15 protein-coding genes and 3 tRNA genes are annotated in these 14,905 nt (G+C 37.5%); 9 read left to right on the top strand and 9 right to left on the bottom strand.

Annotation, left to right across the window (positions count from 1 at the left end):
• The first annotated feature begins 66 nt into the window (after positions 1-66).
• From miaB to ybeY, 3 genes are read left to right on the top strand one after another with little or no spacing between them, the layout of a single operon-like run.
• The gene (gene miaB / locus H7R46_RS02400; protein WP_005067325.1) at positions 67-1,518 is read left to right on the top strand and encodes a tRNA (N6-isopentenyl adenosine(37)-C2)-methylthiotransferase MiaB; all 1,452 of its coding nucleotides are present in this window, start codon (positions 67-69) and stop codon (positions 1,516-1,518) included.
• 37 nt (positions 1,519-1,555) lie between these two features.
• The gene (locus H7R46_RS02395; RefSeq protein WP_182924238.1) at positions 1,556-2,644 is read left to right on the top strand and encodes a PhoH family protein; all 1,089 of its coding nucleotides are present in this window, start codon (positions 1,556-1,558) and stop codon (positions 2,642-2,644) included.
• Between the two features lie 9 nt (positions 2,645-2,653).
• Positions 2,654-3,130, top strand: coding sequence for an rRNA maturation RNase YbeY (gene ybeY / locus H7R46_RS02390; RefSeq protein WP_002119528.1), 477 nt, complete (start codon positions 2,654-2,656; stop codon positions 3,128-3,130).
• A gap of 51 nt (positions 3,131-3,181) precedes the next feature.
• On the opposite strand, the gene H7R46_RS02385 is transcribed toward ybeY, so the two are convergent.
• On the bottom strand, positions 3,182-4,066 hold the full coding sequence (locus H7R46_RS02385; RefSeq protein ID WP_005067319.1) for an energy transducer TonB: 885 nt from the start codon (positions 4,064-4,066) through the stop codon (positions 3,182-3,184).
• Positions 4,067-4,298: 232 nt separating this feature from the next.
• Here H7R46_RS02385 and H7R46_RS02380 point away from each other — a divergent pair, with 232 nt between their 5' ends.
• The 3 genes from H7R46_RS02380 (at position 4,299) to H7R46_RS02370 (ending at position 6,490) form a co-directional block, all read left to right on the top strand.
• Positions 4,299-4,970: a hypothetical protein gene (locus tag H7R46_RS02380; RefSeq protein WP_002119526.1), complete on the top strand. Its 672-nt coding sequence runs from the start codon at positions 4,299-4,301 to the stop codon at positions 4,968-4,970.
• Between the two features lie 158 nt (positions 4,971-5,128).
• Complete coding sequence (locus H7R46_RS02375) at positions 5,129-5,842, top strand: DUF3108 domain-containing protein (protein WP_002119525.1); 714 nt, start codon at positions 5,129-5,131, stop codon at positions 5,840-5,842.
• Between the two features lie 72 nt (positions 5,843-5,914).
• A complete protein-coding gene (locus H7R46_RS02370) occupies positions 5,915-6,490 on the top strand; it encodes a xanthine phosphoribosyltransferase (RefSeq protein ID WP_002119547.1) in 576 nt (191 codons plus the stop codon).
• A gap of 51 nt (positions 6,491-6,541) precedes the next feature.
• Here the strand turns inward: H7R46_RS02370 and wrbA are convergent, their stop codons facing one another.
• Positions 6,542-7,144, bottom strand: a complete 603-nt coding sequence (gene wrbA, locus H7R46_RS02365) for an NAD(P)H:quinone oxidoreductase (protein ID WP_005067313.1) — start codon at positions 7,142-7,144, stop codon at positions 6,542-6,544.
• Between the two features lie 361 nt (positions 7,145-7,505).
• On the opposite strand from wrbA, the gene H7R46_RS02360 reads away from it, so the two are divergent.
• The gene (locus tag H7R46_RS02360; protein ID WP_002119535.1) at positions 7,506-8,753 is read left to right on the top strand and encodes a YihY family inner membrane protein; all 1,248 of its coding nucleotides are present in this window, start codon (positions 7,506-7,508) and stop codon (positions 8,751-8,753) included.
• A gap of 104 nt (positions 8,754-8,857) precedes the next feature.
• Here the strand turns inward: H7R46_RS02360 and H7R46_RS02355 are convergent, their stop codons facing one another.
• Both H7R46_RS02355 and H7R46_RS02350 read right to left on the bottom strand, forming a co-directional pair.
• Positions 8,858-9,499, bottom strand: coding sequence for a fumarylacetoacetate hydrolase family protein (locus tag H7R46_RS02355; RefSeq protein ID WP_005067309.1), 642 nt, complete (start codon positions 9,497-9,499; stop codon positions 8,858-8,860).
• 39 nt (positions 9,500-9,538) lie between these two features.
• The gene (locus H7R46_RS02350) at positions 9,539-10,036 is read right to left on the bottom strand and encodes a YcxB family protein (RefSeq protein WP_005067307.1); all 498 of its coding nucleotides are present in this window, start codon (positions 10,034-10,036) and stop codon (positions 9,539-9,541) included.
• A 223-nt stretch (positions 10,037-10,259) separates the two neighbouring features.
• Between H7R46_RS02350 and H7R46_RS02345 the strand changes: the two genes are divergently transcribed.
• A complete protein-coding gene (locus tag H7R46_RS02345; RefSeq protein WP_005067305.1) occupies positions 10,260-10,952 on the top strand; it encodes a nitroreductase family protein in 693 nt (230 codons plus the stop codon).
• Positions 10,953-11,067: 115 nt separating this feature from the next.
• On the opposite strand, the gene H7R46_RS02340 is transcribed toward H7R46_RS02345, so the two are convergent.
• Both H7R46_RS02340 and H7R46_RS02335 read right to left on the bottom strand, forming a co-directional pair.
• Positions 11,068-11,144, bottom strand: a tRNA-Arg gene (locus tag H7R46_RS02340).
• An 88-nt stretch (positions 11,145-11,232) separates the two neighbouring features.
• Entirely contained in the window at positions 11,233-11,352 is a 120-nt protein-coding gene (locus H7R46_RS02335) for a hypothetical protein (RefSeq protein ID WP_147548252.1), read from the bottom strand.
• Between the two features lie 372 nt (positions 11,353-11,724).
• Here H7R46_RS02335 and H7R46_RS02330 point away from each other — a divergent pair, with 372 nt between their 5' ends.
• Positions 11,725-13,929, top strand: a complete 2,205-nt coding sequence (locus tag H7R46_RS02330) for a beta strand repeat-containing protein (RefSeq protein ID WP_005067303.1) — start codon at positions 11,725-11,727, stop codon at positions 13,927-13,929.
• Between the two features lie 64 nt (positions 13,930-13,993).
• On the opposite strand, the gene H7R46_RS02325 is transcribed toward H7R46_RS02330, so the two are convergent.
• The 3 genes from H7R46_RS02325 to H7R46_RS02315 all read right to left on the bottom strand — a co-directional run bounded on the left by H7R46_RS02325 (position 13,994) and on the right by H7R46_RS02315 (position 14,901).
• Positions 13,994-14,587 (bottom strand): HAD-IB family hydrolase, encoded by a 594-nt coding sequence (locus tag H7R46_RS02325; RefSeq protein WP_005067301.1) that lies wholly within the window; start codon positions 14,585-14,587, stop codon positions 13,994-13,996.
• Positions 14,588-14,708: 121 nt separating this feature from the next.
• Positions 14,709-14,785 (bottom strand) — tRNA-Arg (locus H7R46_RS02320).
• A gap of 39 nt (positions 14,786-14,824) precedes the next feature.
• Positions 14,825-14,901 (bottom strand) — tRNA-Arg (locus tag H7R46_RS02315).
• Positions 14,902-14,905: the final 4 nt, after the last annotated feature.

Genomic DNA, 14,905 nt, shown 5'->3' with positions numbered 1-14,905 from the left:
ATAATAGATAGTTTGACCCATTTTGGGCCAATTTATTCTTTTTAGATCGATCTGTTAGGAGCCTGCATGACGGTTCAAACCTTCATTCCCAATGGTGCCAAAGCTGCCTCAGAAAACACTGTTACCCAGCCAACGCACACCACTGATGTTTCAATAAAAAAACTTTATATTGAAACTCAAGGGTGTCAGATGAATGAGTATGACAGTCACCGTATGGCAGACCTTTTAGGAGATTCTCACGGTTACGTTTTGACGACCAACCCTAATGAAGCAGACATTCTGCTCATGAATACGTGTTCTATTCGTGAAAAAGCGCAGGAAAAAGTATTTAGTGAATTAGGTCGCTGGCGCAAACTAAAAGACAAAAATCCTGATCTTGTGATTGGTGTCGGTGGATGTGTTGCGTCTCAAGAAGGTGACAATATTCAAAAACGTGCGCCTTATGTAGACATGATTTTTGGCCCACAAACATTACACCGTTTACCGCAAATGCTTGATCAACATAATGCTCAAGTAGAAAAACCTAAAAAAGATAAAATCAAACTGGTTGATATTTCTTTCCCAGATATTGAAAAATTCGACTTTTTACCCGAACCACGTGTAGAAGGCTTTAAAGCATTCGTTTCTATTATGGAAGGCTGCTCTAAATACTGTTCTTTCTGTGTAGTTCCCTACACACGCGGTGAAGAAGTTTCTCGCCCACTAGATGATGTACTTGCTGAAATCGCGGGTCTTGCGGAAAAAGGTGTCCGTGAAATTTCACTTCTGGGTCAGAATGTAAATGGTTACCGCGGTGAAACTTTCGAAGGCGGCATCTGTACCTTCCCTGAATTGTTACGACTCATTGCAGAAATTCCGGGTATCGGCCGTTTACGTTATACGACTTCGCACCCACTTGAGTTCTCTGACGAACTTATTCAGTGTTATGAAGATTTACCTCAAATGGTGTCGCATTTACACTTGCCTGTTCAAAGTGGCTCTAATGATGTCTTACAGGCAATGAAGCGAAATCATACGATTGATGTTTATATCGACAAGATTGCCAAGTTAAGAAAAATACGTCCAGATATGCATTTATCGAGTGACTTTATTATTGGTTTCCCTGGTGAAACTGATGAAAACTTCGCCGAAACACTTCAATTTATCAAAGACTTAGATTTTGATCACTCATATAGCTTTGTTTATTCAAAACGTCCAGGTACACCTGCATCAGACTTACCTGATACTACGCCTGAGCACGTTAAGAAAGAGCGTTTAGCTCAAGTTCAAAAAGTGATTAAACAGTCCAGCATTGAAAAAACTGATGCAATGCTTGGCAAAATTGAACGTGTTCTTATTGAAAAAGTTTCGGACCAAGACCCTAATATTTTACTAGGTACAGCCGATAATACACGTCTAGTCACTTTTGTCGGTGATGCTTCTTGGGTAGGTCGTTTTGCAGAGATCGAGATTACTGAAATTAAAACTTTAAATTTAGTTTACGGTGAGCTCTTGAATCTTGAGCCTGACGTGGCGTAATGTAGAGGTATTCTAAAGTCTACTGAAAGGTTTTCTCTTGACTGCAGCGATTCGACGTACCTTAACATTTCCTGAAATTTCAATGGAACGTTTAAAGAGCATCTTGGGTGCCTATAATGGGCACCTTAAGCAAATTGAACAGCGTTTAGATGTCAAAATTACTCATCGTGGAGATGTTTTTCATATCGATGGTGAGATAGATGCTGTTGGGAGAGCCGAAGCATTATTGCAACGACTCTACGAAGAGTCTGAGGTATCCCAGCAAATCAGTGCAGATCTGTTGCATCTGTTAATTCAATCTTCTCAAACCGAACGTAATTTCGAGTTAGTTGGAGAAGAAATGGATGAACATGATGCACCAATGGATGTCTATTTCCAAACTCGAAAAGGCCGTATTAACCCACGTGGTGCTAATCAAAAACGCTACGTACAGCGTATTTTGCAAAGCGATATTTCTTTTGGTGTTGGCCCTGCGGGTACAGGTAAAACCTATTTAGCAGTTGCCGCCGCAGTAGATATGCTCGAACGTAATGAAATCCAACGGATTTTACTTGTACGTCCTGCTGTAGAAGCTGGAGAAAAGCTAGGTTTCTTACCGGGTGATTTAACTCAGAAAATCGACCCATACCTACGCCCTCTTTACGATGCTCTTTACGAAATGCTCGGCTTCGAAAAAGTTGCCAAGTTAATCGAGCGTCAAGTGATTGAAGTTGCACCTCTTGCATATATGCGTGGTCGCACACTTAACCATTCATTTGTAATTTTGGATGAAGCTCAAAACACAACGCCAGAACAAATGAAAATGTTCTTGACCCGTTTAGGTTTTGGTTCTCGTGCAGTGATTACAGGTGATATTACCCAAGTAGATTTACCTCGAGGCCAACAATCTGGTTTGGCACATGCACTACGTGTACTCGAGAATATTAAAGAAATTCATATTACCCGTTTCCATTCCCGTGACGTTGTACGTCATCAACTTGTTCAAAAAATTGTTGAAGCGTATGAAGGTTGGGATGGTGAACAACAGCGTCTTAATGCTGAAGCACGTGCTGAACGTAAAGCACGTCAAGAAGCATTAGTTGCTGAAAACGATACAGCAGCAGACTTGCAACACCAGGATGCTTAAGGATTCATTTTGAAAATCAGTTTAAGTTTACAACAAGACTTTCAATCACCTGAGTTAGAGCTCAAACGGGCTCAACTCAAAAAAATTATTGAGACCACTTTACGCCACGTTGGTTATAAAGAAGATTGTGAAATTGGAGTTGCTTGCGTAGATCTGGATGAAAGCCAGCAACTCAATTTGCAATACCGAGAAAAAGATAAACCAACTAATGTTTTATCTTTCCCAAGTGATATTCCAGAAGAAGTTCTACCAATGCTAGATGCCTTACCATTAGGTGATTTAGTTATTTGCATTCCAGTGGTATTACAAGAGGCTTTGGAACAAAAGAAAACTGCACAAAATCATTTTGCACATCTGTTAGTACATGGTGTTTTACATTTACTTGGTTATGACCATGAAACCAGTGATGAAGATGCAGAAGAGATGGAAGGCTTAGAAATTGAAATTTTAGCAAAACTCAATATTGCTAACCCTTATCAGGAATAATCTGATCATTAGTAAAATGTGGATATCCTAAAAGTTATCCACATTTTTTAATTAGTGAACCTCAAATTCAGCTTCAGCTGGGTCAAAACGCCAAGTACGTACAATACGCAACTCCGAAATATCTTTCATATTGGCATCAAAATGCCCAAATGGTGCGCCGCGGCGTACTGAAGACTTCGCTGCTTCATCTAGAACTGGATGACCTGAGCTTTCAAGCAAGCGAATTGCACGAATTCCCCCTTGAGCATTCAAAATTACCATTAAACGCACTTCACCTCTTAGCTGTTGCTGTTTGGCTTCTTCAGGGTAATAGCGGTTGCCATAAAGCTCTACTTTTTCACGGAACTTATCCAAATAAGCAGCCGAAGCATCTTTCTTTGCTTGAATACCATCTACTGTTTTTATCTTTTGCTGACGGCTGAAATCTTGTTGGCGTTGCAAATATTGTGCTTCAAGGCTTGCAACCATCGCAGCTTTTGCTTGAAATTGACTTTGTAATTGTTCTAGTTCTTTTTTTCTTTGGCTTGCATCCGCTTGTTTCTGCCAACTCAAAACCGTCATTAAAACTTTTTCTTCAAATTTAAGTTCTCTTTGCTGCTGAATCTTTTGCAAACTTTCTAACTCAGTATCTCCAGTTGAAGCATCATTGAGCATCGGATTTGGAGTATCACTAGAAGTCCGATGAGCTTCACGAAATGCGCCCGAGCCTTGCTGATCTGCTTGCGCTAAAAAATCTGCCTGATGAACTGGCTCATTGCTTGGCCGAATTGAAATTGCAATTTCTTTAGTAGATTGCTCTGATGGGCTAGGCATGGCAAAGTGAATGAGCAATACAAAAATATGGAGTAAGATTGCTAATATTGTTGCGGCAATAAAGACTCGGTCTTGCCACCAATAATGAAAAGGCTCTATGGATAAACTTCTTTTGTTCAACATAATCTTAAAAGCATATAAATGCCTTTTCCCCACGGTTTAATACCGAATAAAATACAAACTGATATTCAAATATGGATAAAAGTGTGATTCACTTCAAATATAGGGTTTTATCCATTTTCATTTTGTCAAAATGTATCAAGTAAATTTGCTACACTGCAATATCAAAACCCGTTTTTTATCATAATAAAGATTGTGTGGGCTCTTTAGTAAATTATCTTCTGGAAGTTCTTTTATGCAAACGCTATTTTCCTCATTAGTCAGACGCCTTCAAAAAGTCTATAAAAAAGCAGAAGCATTCATTGAGGAAGAAAGAGATTTTACATTATCACAAACCTTTCTGAATGCCACTTTGCAACGTTACGTGACGAATAATGTTGAGTTTTTAGATGACCTACATGCAGATCTTTATCATGACTGGTTAAGGTTATATGCAACCATGCATGTAAAAGGTTTAGAAACCACACTATCGGTTGATTTAAAACTGATCCAGATGGAATTTAATAAAGAACAACAACTTTTAGTTTTTGAACAAATTAGTAATACACAAATTATTGAAGCGAAATATAAAAACTTTTGGCAAAAGATCGCCGTAAAAGCCGCAGTTTTTTACTACCATAAAATTTTGAAAAAAGACCCTTTGGGGATGATTCTTGAACGTTTTAATGTAGCAGAAGAACGCGATGAACTTATATTTCTTGATCTCAACCGTTGGTTTGGCAAAAAAGCCAGCATCATCGAAACATTAGGCAAAGTACATATAAATTACGCACGAGTTCGTGAAGCTGAGTTAGTTGTATTTGGAAATGTGAATTTAGCAGCCTTACTTTCTCGTGATCAGGACGACGATTTTGAAGAAGAATTCGCGGATTCTGAAATAACGCCAATTCAGCAAAAAGATGAATAAACGGTTTATAAATGAAGATTAATTAACTGCCAAAAAACACAAATAGATTACACATTTAGCATAAATCCTGATTTTTTCTCCATGATCAACAGGCATAATATGTTTAAGTTACAGATGCATCAGCACTGACTTTTTAGTCTGTACAAGGATATTTACTTATGGCAACAAAATTTCTGAAATCGTTTGGCATCGCAACAGGTATTTCAACAACTTTGCTTTTTGCAGGCTTCTCAAGCCATGCACTTGCCATGAGCCCATTTCAGGCAAATTATCAGTTTACTTACAATAATAAAGGCATGGGGTCGGCTACACGTGCCTTAAGCCAACAAGGTAATAACTGGACTTATAAATTCACTGCAAAAGCAGGTGGAATTGCGTCCGCCAGTGAAACAAGTAAATTTAGTTTCACCAATGGTAAAATTGGGTCTCAAAGTTTTAGCCGTACCAGCAAAATTTTGATTCATAACAACACCATGAGTATTAACTTTAATCCAAATAGCAAAACTATCTCTACCAAGAAAGATGATAAAGCTCGTTCATTTGCTTGGCAGGCAGGCGTTCTTGATGAGTTAAATGCAGAGTTACAACTGCGTGAAGACTTAAAAAATGGTTCATTGAAGTCCTCTTATCCACTTGCAGATGCAAAAGAAGTTGAAAATCGTCGATTTGTAAAACAAGGTAATGAGAAAATTAAAACCTCTTATGGAACATTCGATACCATTAAAGTGGTTTTACAACACAACAAACCTGAACGCAGTACAATCTTTTGGTTAGCGCCGAAATTAGATTATTTACCAGTTAAAGTAAGTCATATTGATGGTAAAACTTCTTATGGATTGTTATTAACAAGTTATACAGGTAAGACGAATTAAAGCTTGCATTTTTTTGGATGCTTTTTAAAATACGCATTTGCTTTAAAAAGCATCCGTCTAGAGGATTCTCCCGTGCACGCACTAGAACAGAAAATCTTAACAGAAGGTATCGTTCTATCTGATCAAGTCTTGAAAGTCGACGCTTTCTTAAACCACCAAATTGATCCTGTATTAATGCAGCAGATTGGTAAAGAATTTGCCGCTCGCTTTAAAGATGCAGGGATTACCAAGATTATTACCATTGAAGCATCAGGTATTGCACCTGCAATCATGGCAGGTTTAGAACTTGGTGTACCTGTAATTTTTGCTCGCAAATATCAGTCATTGACCTTAAAAGATGACTTATATCGCTCTAAAGTATTTAGTTTTACTAAACAAACTGAAAGCACGATTGCGATTTCAAATAAACATCTTCATTCAACTGATAAAGCATTAGTTATTGATGACTTCTTGGCAAATGGTCAAGCAGCATTAGGCCTGATTGATTTAATTCACCAAGCAAATGCAGAAGTTGTAGGTGTGGGTATTGTGATTGAAAAATCATTCCAGCCAGGTCGTGATTTATTGCTTGAAAAAGGCTACCGTGTTGAATCATTAGCACGTGTTCATTCTCTTACAGATGGCAAAGTTACTTTTGTAAAAGAATAAGATGTACACCTAAAAAAGAGCGGATATCCGCTCTTTTTTATTTGCTCAAAACTAAACTAAAAGCTTTTTGGCAACCTCTCCTAAACGTTTTCCTTGAGCTTCACACAAAATCTTTTCGTCCTGACTTAAGTTCTGGTCATGACGCGGTCCACTTACATGGCTTGCGCCATAAGGTGTTCCACCTGTTTTAGTATTAGATAACGCTGGAATTGCATTAGGTAATCCCAAAATCATCATGCCATGATGAAATAACGGCGGTAACATAGTGAGTAAAGTACTTTCCTGCCCACCATGCATTGAACCAGAAGAAGTGAAAACGCAAGCAGGTTTATTATGTAATGCCCCATTGAGCCAAAGACTGGTTGTTTGATCCCAAAAATATTTCATTTCACTTGCCATATTGCCAAAGCGGGTTGGAGAACCTAACGCTAAACCTGAACAATTCGCTAGATCATCTAACGTACAATAGATATCACCTTCTTCCGGAATGCTTGGCTCGGCTATTGTGACAGCTGAAGCAATATTTGGTACTGTCCGAATTTTCACTGACATACCCGCAGACTCAACACCGTTGGCAATTAAATGAGCCATTTCTTTAGTAGAACCATATTTGCTGTAATAGAGTACAAGAATGTAAGGTTGCATCGGTTTCATAAATTTTGTTAAAAAGAACACTATACGGGATTTTTTATTTTTTTGGCGCAACCAATTTTATGAAATTCTAGAGGTGATTGATGGTGCAGCACAAAAGATAATGCGAGCAATTTTCTCGGACTCATTGAGTAAAAAGTTTATCTACTTTTGGTAAACCCTTGCTCAGACAACAGAAAGCCTACTTTTTTGAAAAAAATTTATGGCTACAATTCTTTCTATAGCACCTAGTAAACTTACAGAACGACTTTAATTCTATAAGTTATTATTTTGCTTTAATCTACGATTTGAGTACTTAAGCTCATACTTTGATAAGCTATCAATCGCCCAACATGATGATTAAAAAAATCGGGATAGACGACGCATGTTACAACGTTTTTTAAGTAAGCTTCCTTTTTATAATAAAACTTGGTTTCAGTTCGTTTTATATGTATTTAAGCGTTTTGAAGCTGATCGGTGCCGTGAACAAGCTGGCTCTCTCACCTATACAACGCTATTCGCAGTTGTGCCGATGTTAACGGTTTTTTTAGTAATTATTTCTTCAATCAAAGCATTAGAACCAGCAAGACAACAACTGCAACATTTAATCTATAGTAACTTTTTACCAAAAAGCACGATCGCATTTGATAAAGCGCTAAATGCTTTTACAGAAAAATCTAGCAACTTAACCGTTATTGGTGTGCTGTTTTTATTCGTTACTACTGTCTTAATGCTGACCTCAATTGAAACCGTCTTTAACCGTATTTGGCGTGTAAAAGAAACACGCAGTGGCATTATGGGTTTTATGCGTTATTGGACGATCATCTCTTTAGGTCCGATTATTTTAGGAAGTGCATTTGTTATTTCATCAACAGTTGCATCGATGAACTTATTAAGTAATAACTTCACAGGTTATCAACTTGATGGCGCATTTCTACTCTGGCTAATTTCTTTTGTACTCACAATTTTGGGTTTCTTCATTTTATATTGGACCATTCCCAATCGTACAGTCCCAGTTTATGCGGCAGGAATAGCGGCTTGTTTAAGTGCTGTACTGTTTGAAATACTCAAAAATTTCTTTAGCTTTGTGATGTCAAATTTCACTAGTTATGAAATTATTTATGGTGCATTTGCAGCAGTGCCAATTTTCCTTCTATGGATCTTCCTGTCATGGAACATTATTTTACTTGGTGTAGAAGTAAGTTTTGCTCTAACTGCTTTTCACTCGGGTAAAGAGCAGAAACGTCATCCTGTTTTAATGCTATTAGATATTCTCGAGCTGTTTTATAAAAAACAGAAACTCGGTGAAAGTGTAAGTGACAAAGAAGCTTTAGAAATTTTAGGTCGCGGAGAAATTGGCCGCTGGCCAGCTTATGTACTTTTGCTTGAAGAGCAAAATTTGGTTAAACGTACCGATAAAGATGAATATGTGCTTGCGCGCAATTTATCCCAAGTTGACTTCTGGAGTTTTTTCACTGCTCTCCCATACCCTCTCCCATTACGTGAAGATGTTTTGAATGTACATGATGACGATGAATGGATGGAAAAAATAGGACCCGCCTTGGTCGAATCTAATGATTATTTAGCAGCAAAACTTTCTATTCCGCTCTCAACAATTTTTGAAGAGAAATAAGAAAGTAAAACTATTTAACAGTATAGGCACTCTTTCCTACCCAATAAAAAAACCCTATTATTAAAAAAATAATAGGGTTAAAAATTGGCAATTTTAGGAATGGGTTATGCTTTTACAAAAGTTTCCCATGCAAAATCTTGCGTTGCACCTTTTAATGTCATTTTCAACTGATCGCCTGCATGTAATGGTCCAACCCCAGCAGGTGAACCTGTCATAATCACATCACCTGGTTCTAGTGAAAAAACCTGATTAATATCAGTTAAAAGTTCAGCAATAGTAAACATTAACAGTGCAGTATTACCATCTTGACGCAATTCATCATTAATATGGAAAGTGAATTTGGTCTCTTGCCAATTTGTAATTTCTTTTGTATCAACCCAATCTGCCAAAACACAAGCACCATCAAAAGCTTTAGCTCGCTCCCATGGGTGGCCTTTACTTTTCAGATCATTCTGTAAATCACGCATTGTTAAATCAAGACCTAAAGTTACTGCTCCAATCGCTTTTAAAGCTTTTTCAGGATCTGTTTCACCTTTCAAAGGTTGATCAATACGTAACACTAACTCACATTCAAAATGGCAACTGCCCCACGCTGGATTCCAAGAAATACCGTCATTTAAACCAATCAAACTACTCGGTGGTTTAATAAATAATATAGGGCTGTCAGGCATAGCATTATTTAATTCTTTGACATGATCGGCGTAACTTCTGCCCACGCAAACGATTTTTGAAGGACGTGTATTCATGAGGCTTCCTTTGTTGTTGCGGCTAATAATTCCAATAATTTATTTCTTAAATGTATTTTCAAATATGGTTTGATCTGAAACCTGTGCAAATGCACGCTTTGGTACAATAATTACAGTTTTATTCTTTAGCTCAAGCATGTAAGTCAGTTTGCCTTTAGCAAAAATTTGTACATCTGCATATTGCATCACTTGCTTACGACCATTGGCATAAAGCTCAAAGTAATCTTGATATAAGTCGATTCCCTGCTCACTCTTTCCAAACTGGTAACGAACAAATTGACGCTTAAATAACATAGGTAAAAGCCAGTAACGCATCAGGCCTTGCATCACCAGAAAAAATACGCCTAACCCGACATAATATCGTCCAACCCCAGAGAGACCTAAATAAAATCCCCAAATAATAATTGCAATACTAATTGCAGGTGTAAGAAAACGGGTAAATTGCTTTTTCCCAAATGTCACTAATGAAAACCCATCTTGTGACTCTTCTAAATTCAAATAGTAACGTAAAGATAAAGCTGTTTTTTGCTCAGTCATTGCACTGCATCAATACTCAATAAATCGAAACTATTAGAGCATATTCATTTCAGCTTTAAAATGAATCAAAGGCTATTTTTTATTTTGTTTAAAAGTAGAGCTTATGATGAGATTCGAAAATCAACTACGTTGCATATATAGAACGTAGATTCATATTTTTTGAGCTTATTTCAGTTTTTAAAATTTCTACAATAAGAGCATTACCTTCTTAGTGGAATGTCTCATGTCTTTCTTTGCAAAATTATTTGGCTTAAATCAAAAAGCAACAGTCTCAAAAGATGTGGTTACTCAAGCCACTCAAGAGTCCCCTCTTTTCAATCAGCCAAGCTTTTTAGAATTAATTAAAAAACGTCGTTCTATTTATTCGATCGGGAAAAACTTACAACATACTCCTTCGGAAATTGAAAGGTTAATTCAAGAAGCAGTCAAACATAGCCCTTCAGCATTTAACTCTCAGTCATCTCGCATTGTTATTTTATTTAATGAGTCTCATCAAAATTTCTGGAATATTGTTTTAGATGTATTAAAAACTATTGTTCCTGCCGAAGCACTGGCTGGAACTGAACAAAAAATTCAAAGTTTTGCAGCGGGTGCTGGTACAGTTTTATTTTTTGAAGACCAAGATGTGATTAAAGGTCTACAAGAGCAATTTGAATTATATGCTGATAATTTCCCAGTCTGGTCTGAACACTCAACAGCAATTGCACAATTTGCAGTATGGAATGTATTGGCTGAACAAGGTATTGGAGCTTCTTTACAACATTACAATCCAATTATCGATGAGAAAATTAATGCTGCTTTTGATATTCCTACTCAATGGAAACTAAGAGCCCAATTAGTATTTGGTTCAATTGAAGGCGAAGCAGGTGAAAAAGCTTTTATTGAAGATGAAAGCCGTTTTAAAACATTTGGCTAATTTTTTTCAACTTCAAATCATTTAAGAGCTGGTTGCCATGAGCACTAGCTTTTAAATCGAAATAATAAAAAACAGGCACAAAAAAACCGCTATATATAGCGGTTAATTCTTCAAGTGGTGCGCTCAGAGAGATTCGAACTCCCGACCCCTTAGTTCGTAGCCAAGTGCTCTATCCAGCTGAGCTATGAGCGCGTACTTGATGTTGCGCATTATACGCATTTTTTAAGGCTTAGGAAGCCTTTTTTCATCTTTCTGTCATCAAACGTCTAGTTCTTAGCCATCACTCTAGTTTACATAGCTTTATAGCTAAAATTATTGAAACTTTGCTCACCAAAGATGTATCTGAAATATTTTTTTTCAAATAAGTTTTATAGAGTTTTTGAAGCTTTTTGCCATCTATCTAGAAGATAAAGGCTACTGTTTTAGTCAACATTATATAAATAATATATTTCTGGTTGAACCTAACCATTATAAGACTGTTTGAAATTTAACTAAGATAATGCTTCAAATAAGTGAAAATATGATTAAAAAAATAATTAGTTAAAATTATATAATATAAAAATTATTATTATTTTTATGTCTAAATTAAATAAATTATTATTTCTTTAAATATTATTTAATAACAAAAAATGTGACTAAAAATACACATTGACAGCTTTTGAGATCTAACCAATACTAAATCGCAATTATTGAGATACACATCTCATTAATTATAAAGCGCAATAAATAATACTTACTTAAAAATACAAAATTATATAGGAAATAGACCAACATGTTCTTACTAACAAACCTCGTATCTTCGATATCAAAAATTACTCAAGATTTGGGTAATATTGTATCGGTAAACACAAACGTAAACACAGGTTCCGCTGTTAATGTAAACGTTTCTGATATAAACATTTCTGATGTAAATATCTCTACATCAGGTTTACTCTCTAATGTAATTTCAACGGTAACCAACACCCTGACAACAACCACAACAGGCTTAATTTCTGATGTGGTTGGCACTGTAACCGGTACTGTCGGTTCTACAAATCCATTAGAAACAGTAACCAATGTTGTGGGTGGTGTAACTGGCGGTATTGATCTTGGAACCTCTCCAATTGCTCCAGTTATTGACGTTGTTCAAGGTGGTATCGACATTCTTCAGGGTGTTGAAAGCCTAAAAACTGAAATCATCAATACAGGTATCGACACTGTTGCTGATACTATCATTGGTGTCCTTCCTCAAACTGAACACCCTGTTTCTGAAATTGCTGATCTTGGCACTTTAACTTTCGAAACTTCTCGTGACACAGTAAATGGCACGCTTGAAGTCATTTCTGATCTAGTGGGAGGAGACATTCAAGGCGCAACTGAGTCTGCTACTGGTGTCGTTGAAACATTAATCACTAATGGTACAACTGCTACAGGTATTGTTACTGACGTTGTCGGAAGCATTACAGACGTCGTTGGTGGTGTAACTGGTGGCGTTGATGGCAACCCGCTTGAAGTAATTACTGACATCATCGGTGGCGTAACTGGTGGCGTTGACGGTAACCCGCTTGAAGTAATTACTGACATTATCGGTGGTGTAACCGGTGGTGTTGACGGTAATCCGCTTGAAGTAATTACTGATATTATCGGCGGCGTAACTGGCGGTATCGGTGATGGCACATCTCCAATCGCTCCAGTCATTGATGTCGTTCAAGGCGGCATTGATATTCTACAAGGTGTAGAGAGCCTAAAAACTGAGATCATCAATACTGGTATCGACACTGTTGCTGATACTATTATCGGTATTCTTCCACAAACTGAATATCCTGTTTCAGACCTAGCAGATCTTGGCACTTTAACTTTCGAAACTTCTCGTGACACAGTAAACGGTGCACTTGAAGTTGTTTCTGATTTAGTTGGTGGTGATATTCAAGGTGCTACTGAATCTGCTACCGGTATTCTCGATACACTGATTACAAATGGGTCAACTGCTACTGGAATTATTAATAACATTATCGGCGGCGCAACAAGTGGTGATAGTCCACTTGGCGTGGTAACCGACATTATTGGTGGTGTAACTGGCGGTGTTAGTGGTAATCCTCTTGAAGTCGTGACTGACATTATCGGCGGTGTAACTGGTGGTGTTGACGGTAACCCGCTTGAAGTAATTACTGACATCATCGGTGGTGTAACTGGTGGTGTTGACGGCAACCCGCTTGAAGTAATTACTGACATTATCGGTGGTGTAACAGGCGGTATCGGTGGTGGAACTTCTCCAATCTCTCCAGTGATTGATGTTGTTCAAGGCGGTATTGATATTCTTCAGGGGGTAGAAAGCCTAAAAACTGAAATTATCAACACTGGCATTGATACAGTTGCAGATACAATTATCAGCATTCTTCCACAAGCAGAGCATCCTGTTTCTGAACTTGCAGACCTCGGCACATTAACTTTCGAAACTTCTCGTGACACAGTAAATGGCACGCTTGAAGTCATTTCTGATCTAGTGGGTGGAGACATTCAAGGTGCTACTGAATCTGCTACCGGTATCCTTGATACGCTCATTACAAATGGCACAACTGCTACTGGCTTAGTGACAGAAATCATTGGTGGATTGACAGGAACTATTGGTGGGGTTACTGGTGGAGATAGCTCACTAGGCTTAGTCACTGATTTACTTGGCGGTTTAACTGGTAGCGTAGATGGTGATAGTCCTCTTGGCTTAGTGACCGACCTTCTAGGCGGCTTAACTGGTGGCGTTACTGGCGGTACAGACAACCCTATCGGCATCGTAACAGATATCGTGGGTAGCTTAACGGGCGGTGTGACTGGTGAAGGCGGATTAGATGTTATTTCTAATTTACTAGGTGGATTAACTGGTGGTAGCTTACTCGGTGGAGTAACGTCGACAGTATCAAGCGTAACTAATACAACGCATACTATCGTACCTACATCATTACTTACCGATAACTTCTTAGAAAACTCTTTCAATACTGTTTAATATAAGTCGTTAAAATAAAGCCACTTATTACAAGTGGCTTTATTTATTAATATATCTTTAAATATTAATTCACTTCTTCCCATCTATAATATTTCTTATGCGCCAGCTCTAACATTGCATAATCATTAGGTGTATCACCATAAGCATAAATTGTAGAATACTGAGTTAAATCATATTTGTTTTTTATTCTATTTACTTTTTCTAAATAACCACAATCACCATTAATAAAATCACCTGTCAAAATACCATCACGTATTTCAAGTTGATTACATATAACGTCTAAATCTAAAGATTGGCACCAGCTTTCTAAATAAACATCTAATGATGCAGATACAACAACAACCTGATCACCTTGTTGTTTATGCCAAAGAATACGTTCTAAAGCATTTTGACGCACACAGGTAGGAAGGACATTTTTAGCAAACTCTTGCCCCATATATTTTACGGAATCCGCATCATAGCCCACGTATCCCACCTGACAGAGTTTAGTTCGAATGGTTTTATCGGTTACCCATCCAAGCTTATAACCCGCTATATAAGGTGCAAGTCGAATACCACCTAGTATTTGAGTTTTTTTATTTAAAGAAAATTTAAGGAATAGGCTGAATGTATCGCTGTGCGTGATCGTGCCGTCAAAATCAAATAAAGCTAAGTTCATTTATGATTATCTCTAATATAATTAAAAAGTTATAAAGTTATAAAGTTATAAATTTAGATTTTTTAAAGTACTAAAAAATAGGCACAAAAAAACCGCTATAAAAGCGGTTAATTCTTCAAGTTGGTGCGCTCAGAGAGATTCGAACTCCCGACCCCTTAGTTCGTAGCCAAGTGCTCTATCCAGCTGAGCTATGAGCGCGTAACTTGTGTGCCTTTCAGCGATTCGTTCTATTTTACTTGGTGCGCTCAGAGAGATTCGAACTCCCGACCCCTTAGTTCGTAGCCAAGTGCTCTATCCAGCTGAGCTATGAGCGCATTA

The organism is Acinetobacter sp. BEC1-S18-ESBL-01, assembly GCF_014169935.1.
In the GTDB taxonomy this organism is placed as follows: Bacteria; Pseudomonadota; Gammaproteobacteria; order Pseudomonadales; family Moraxellaceae; genus Acinetobacter; species Acinetobacter pittii.
Note: the sequence above shows the minus strand (reverse complement) of the source record. Positions and strands in the feature narration are given on the sequence as shown.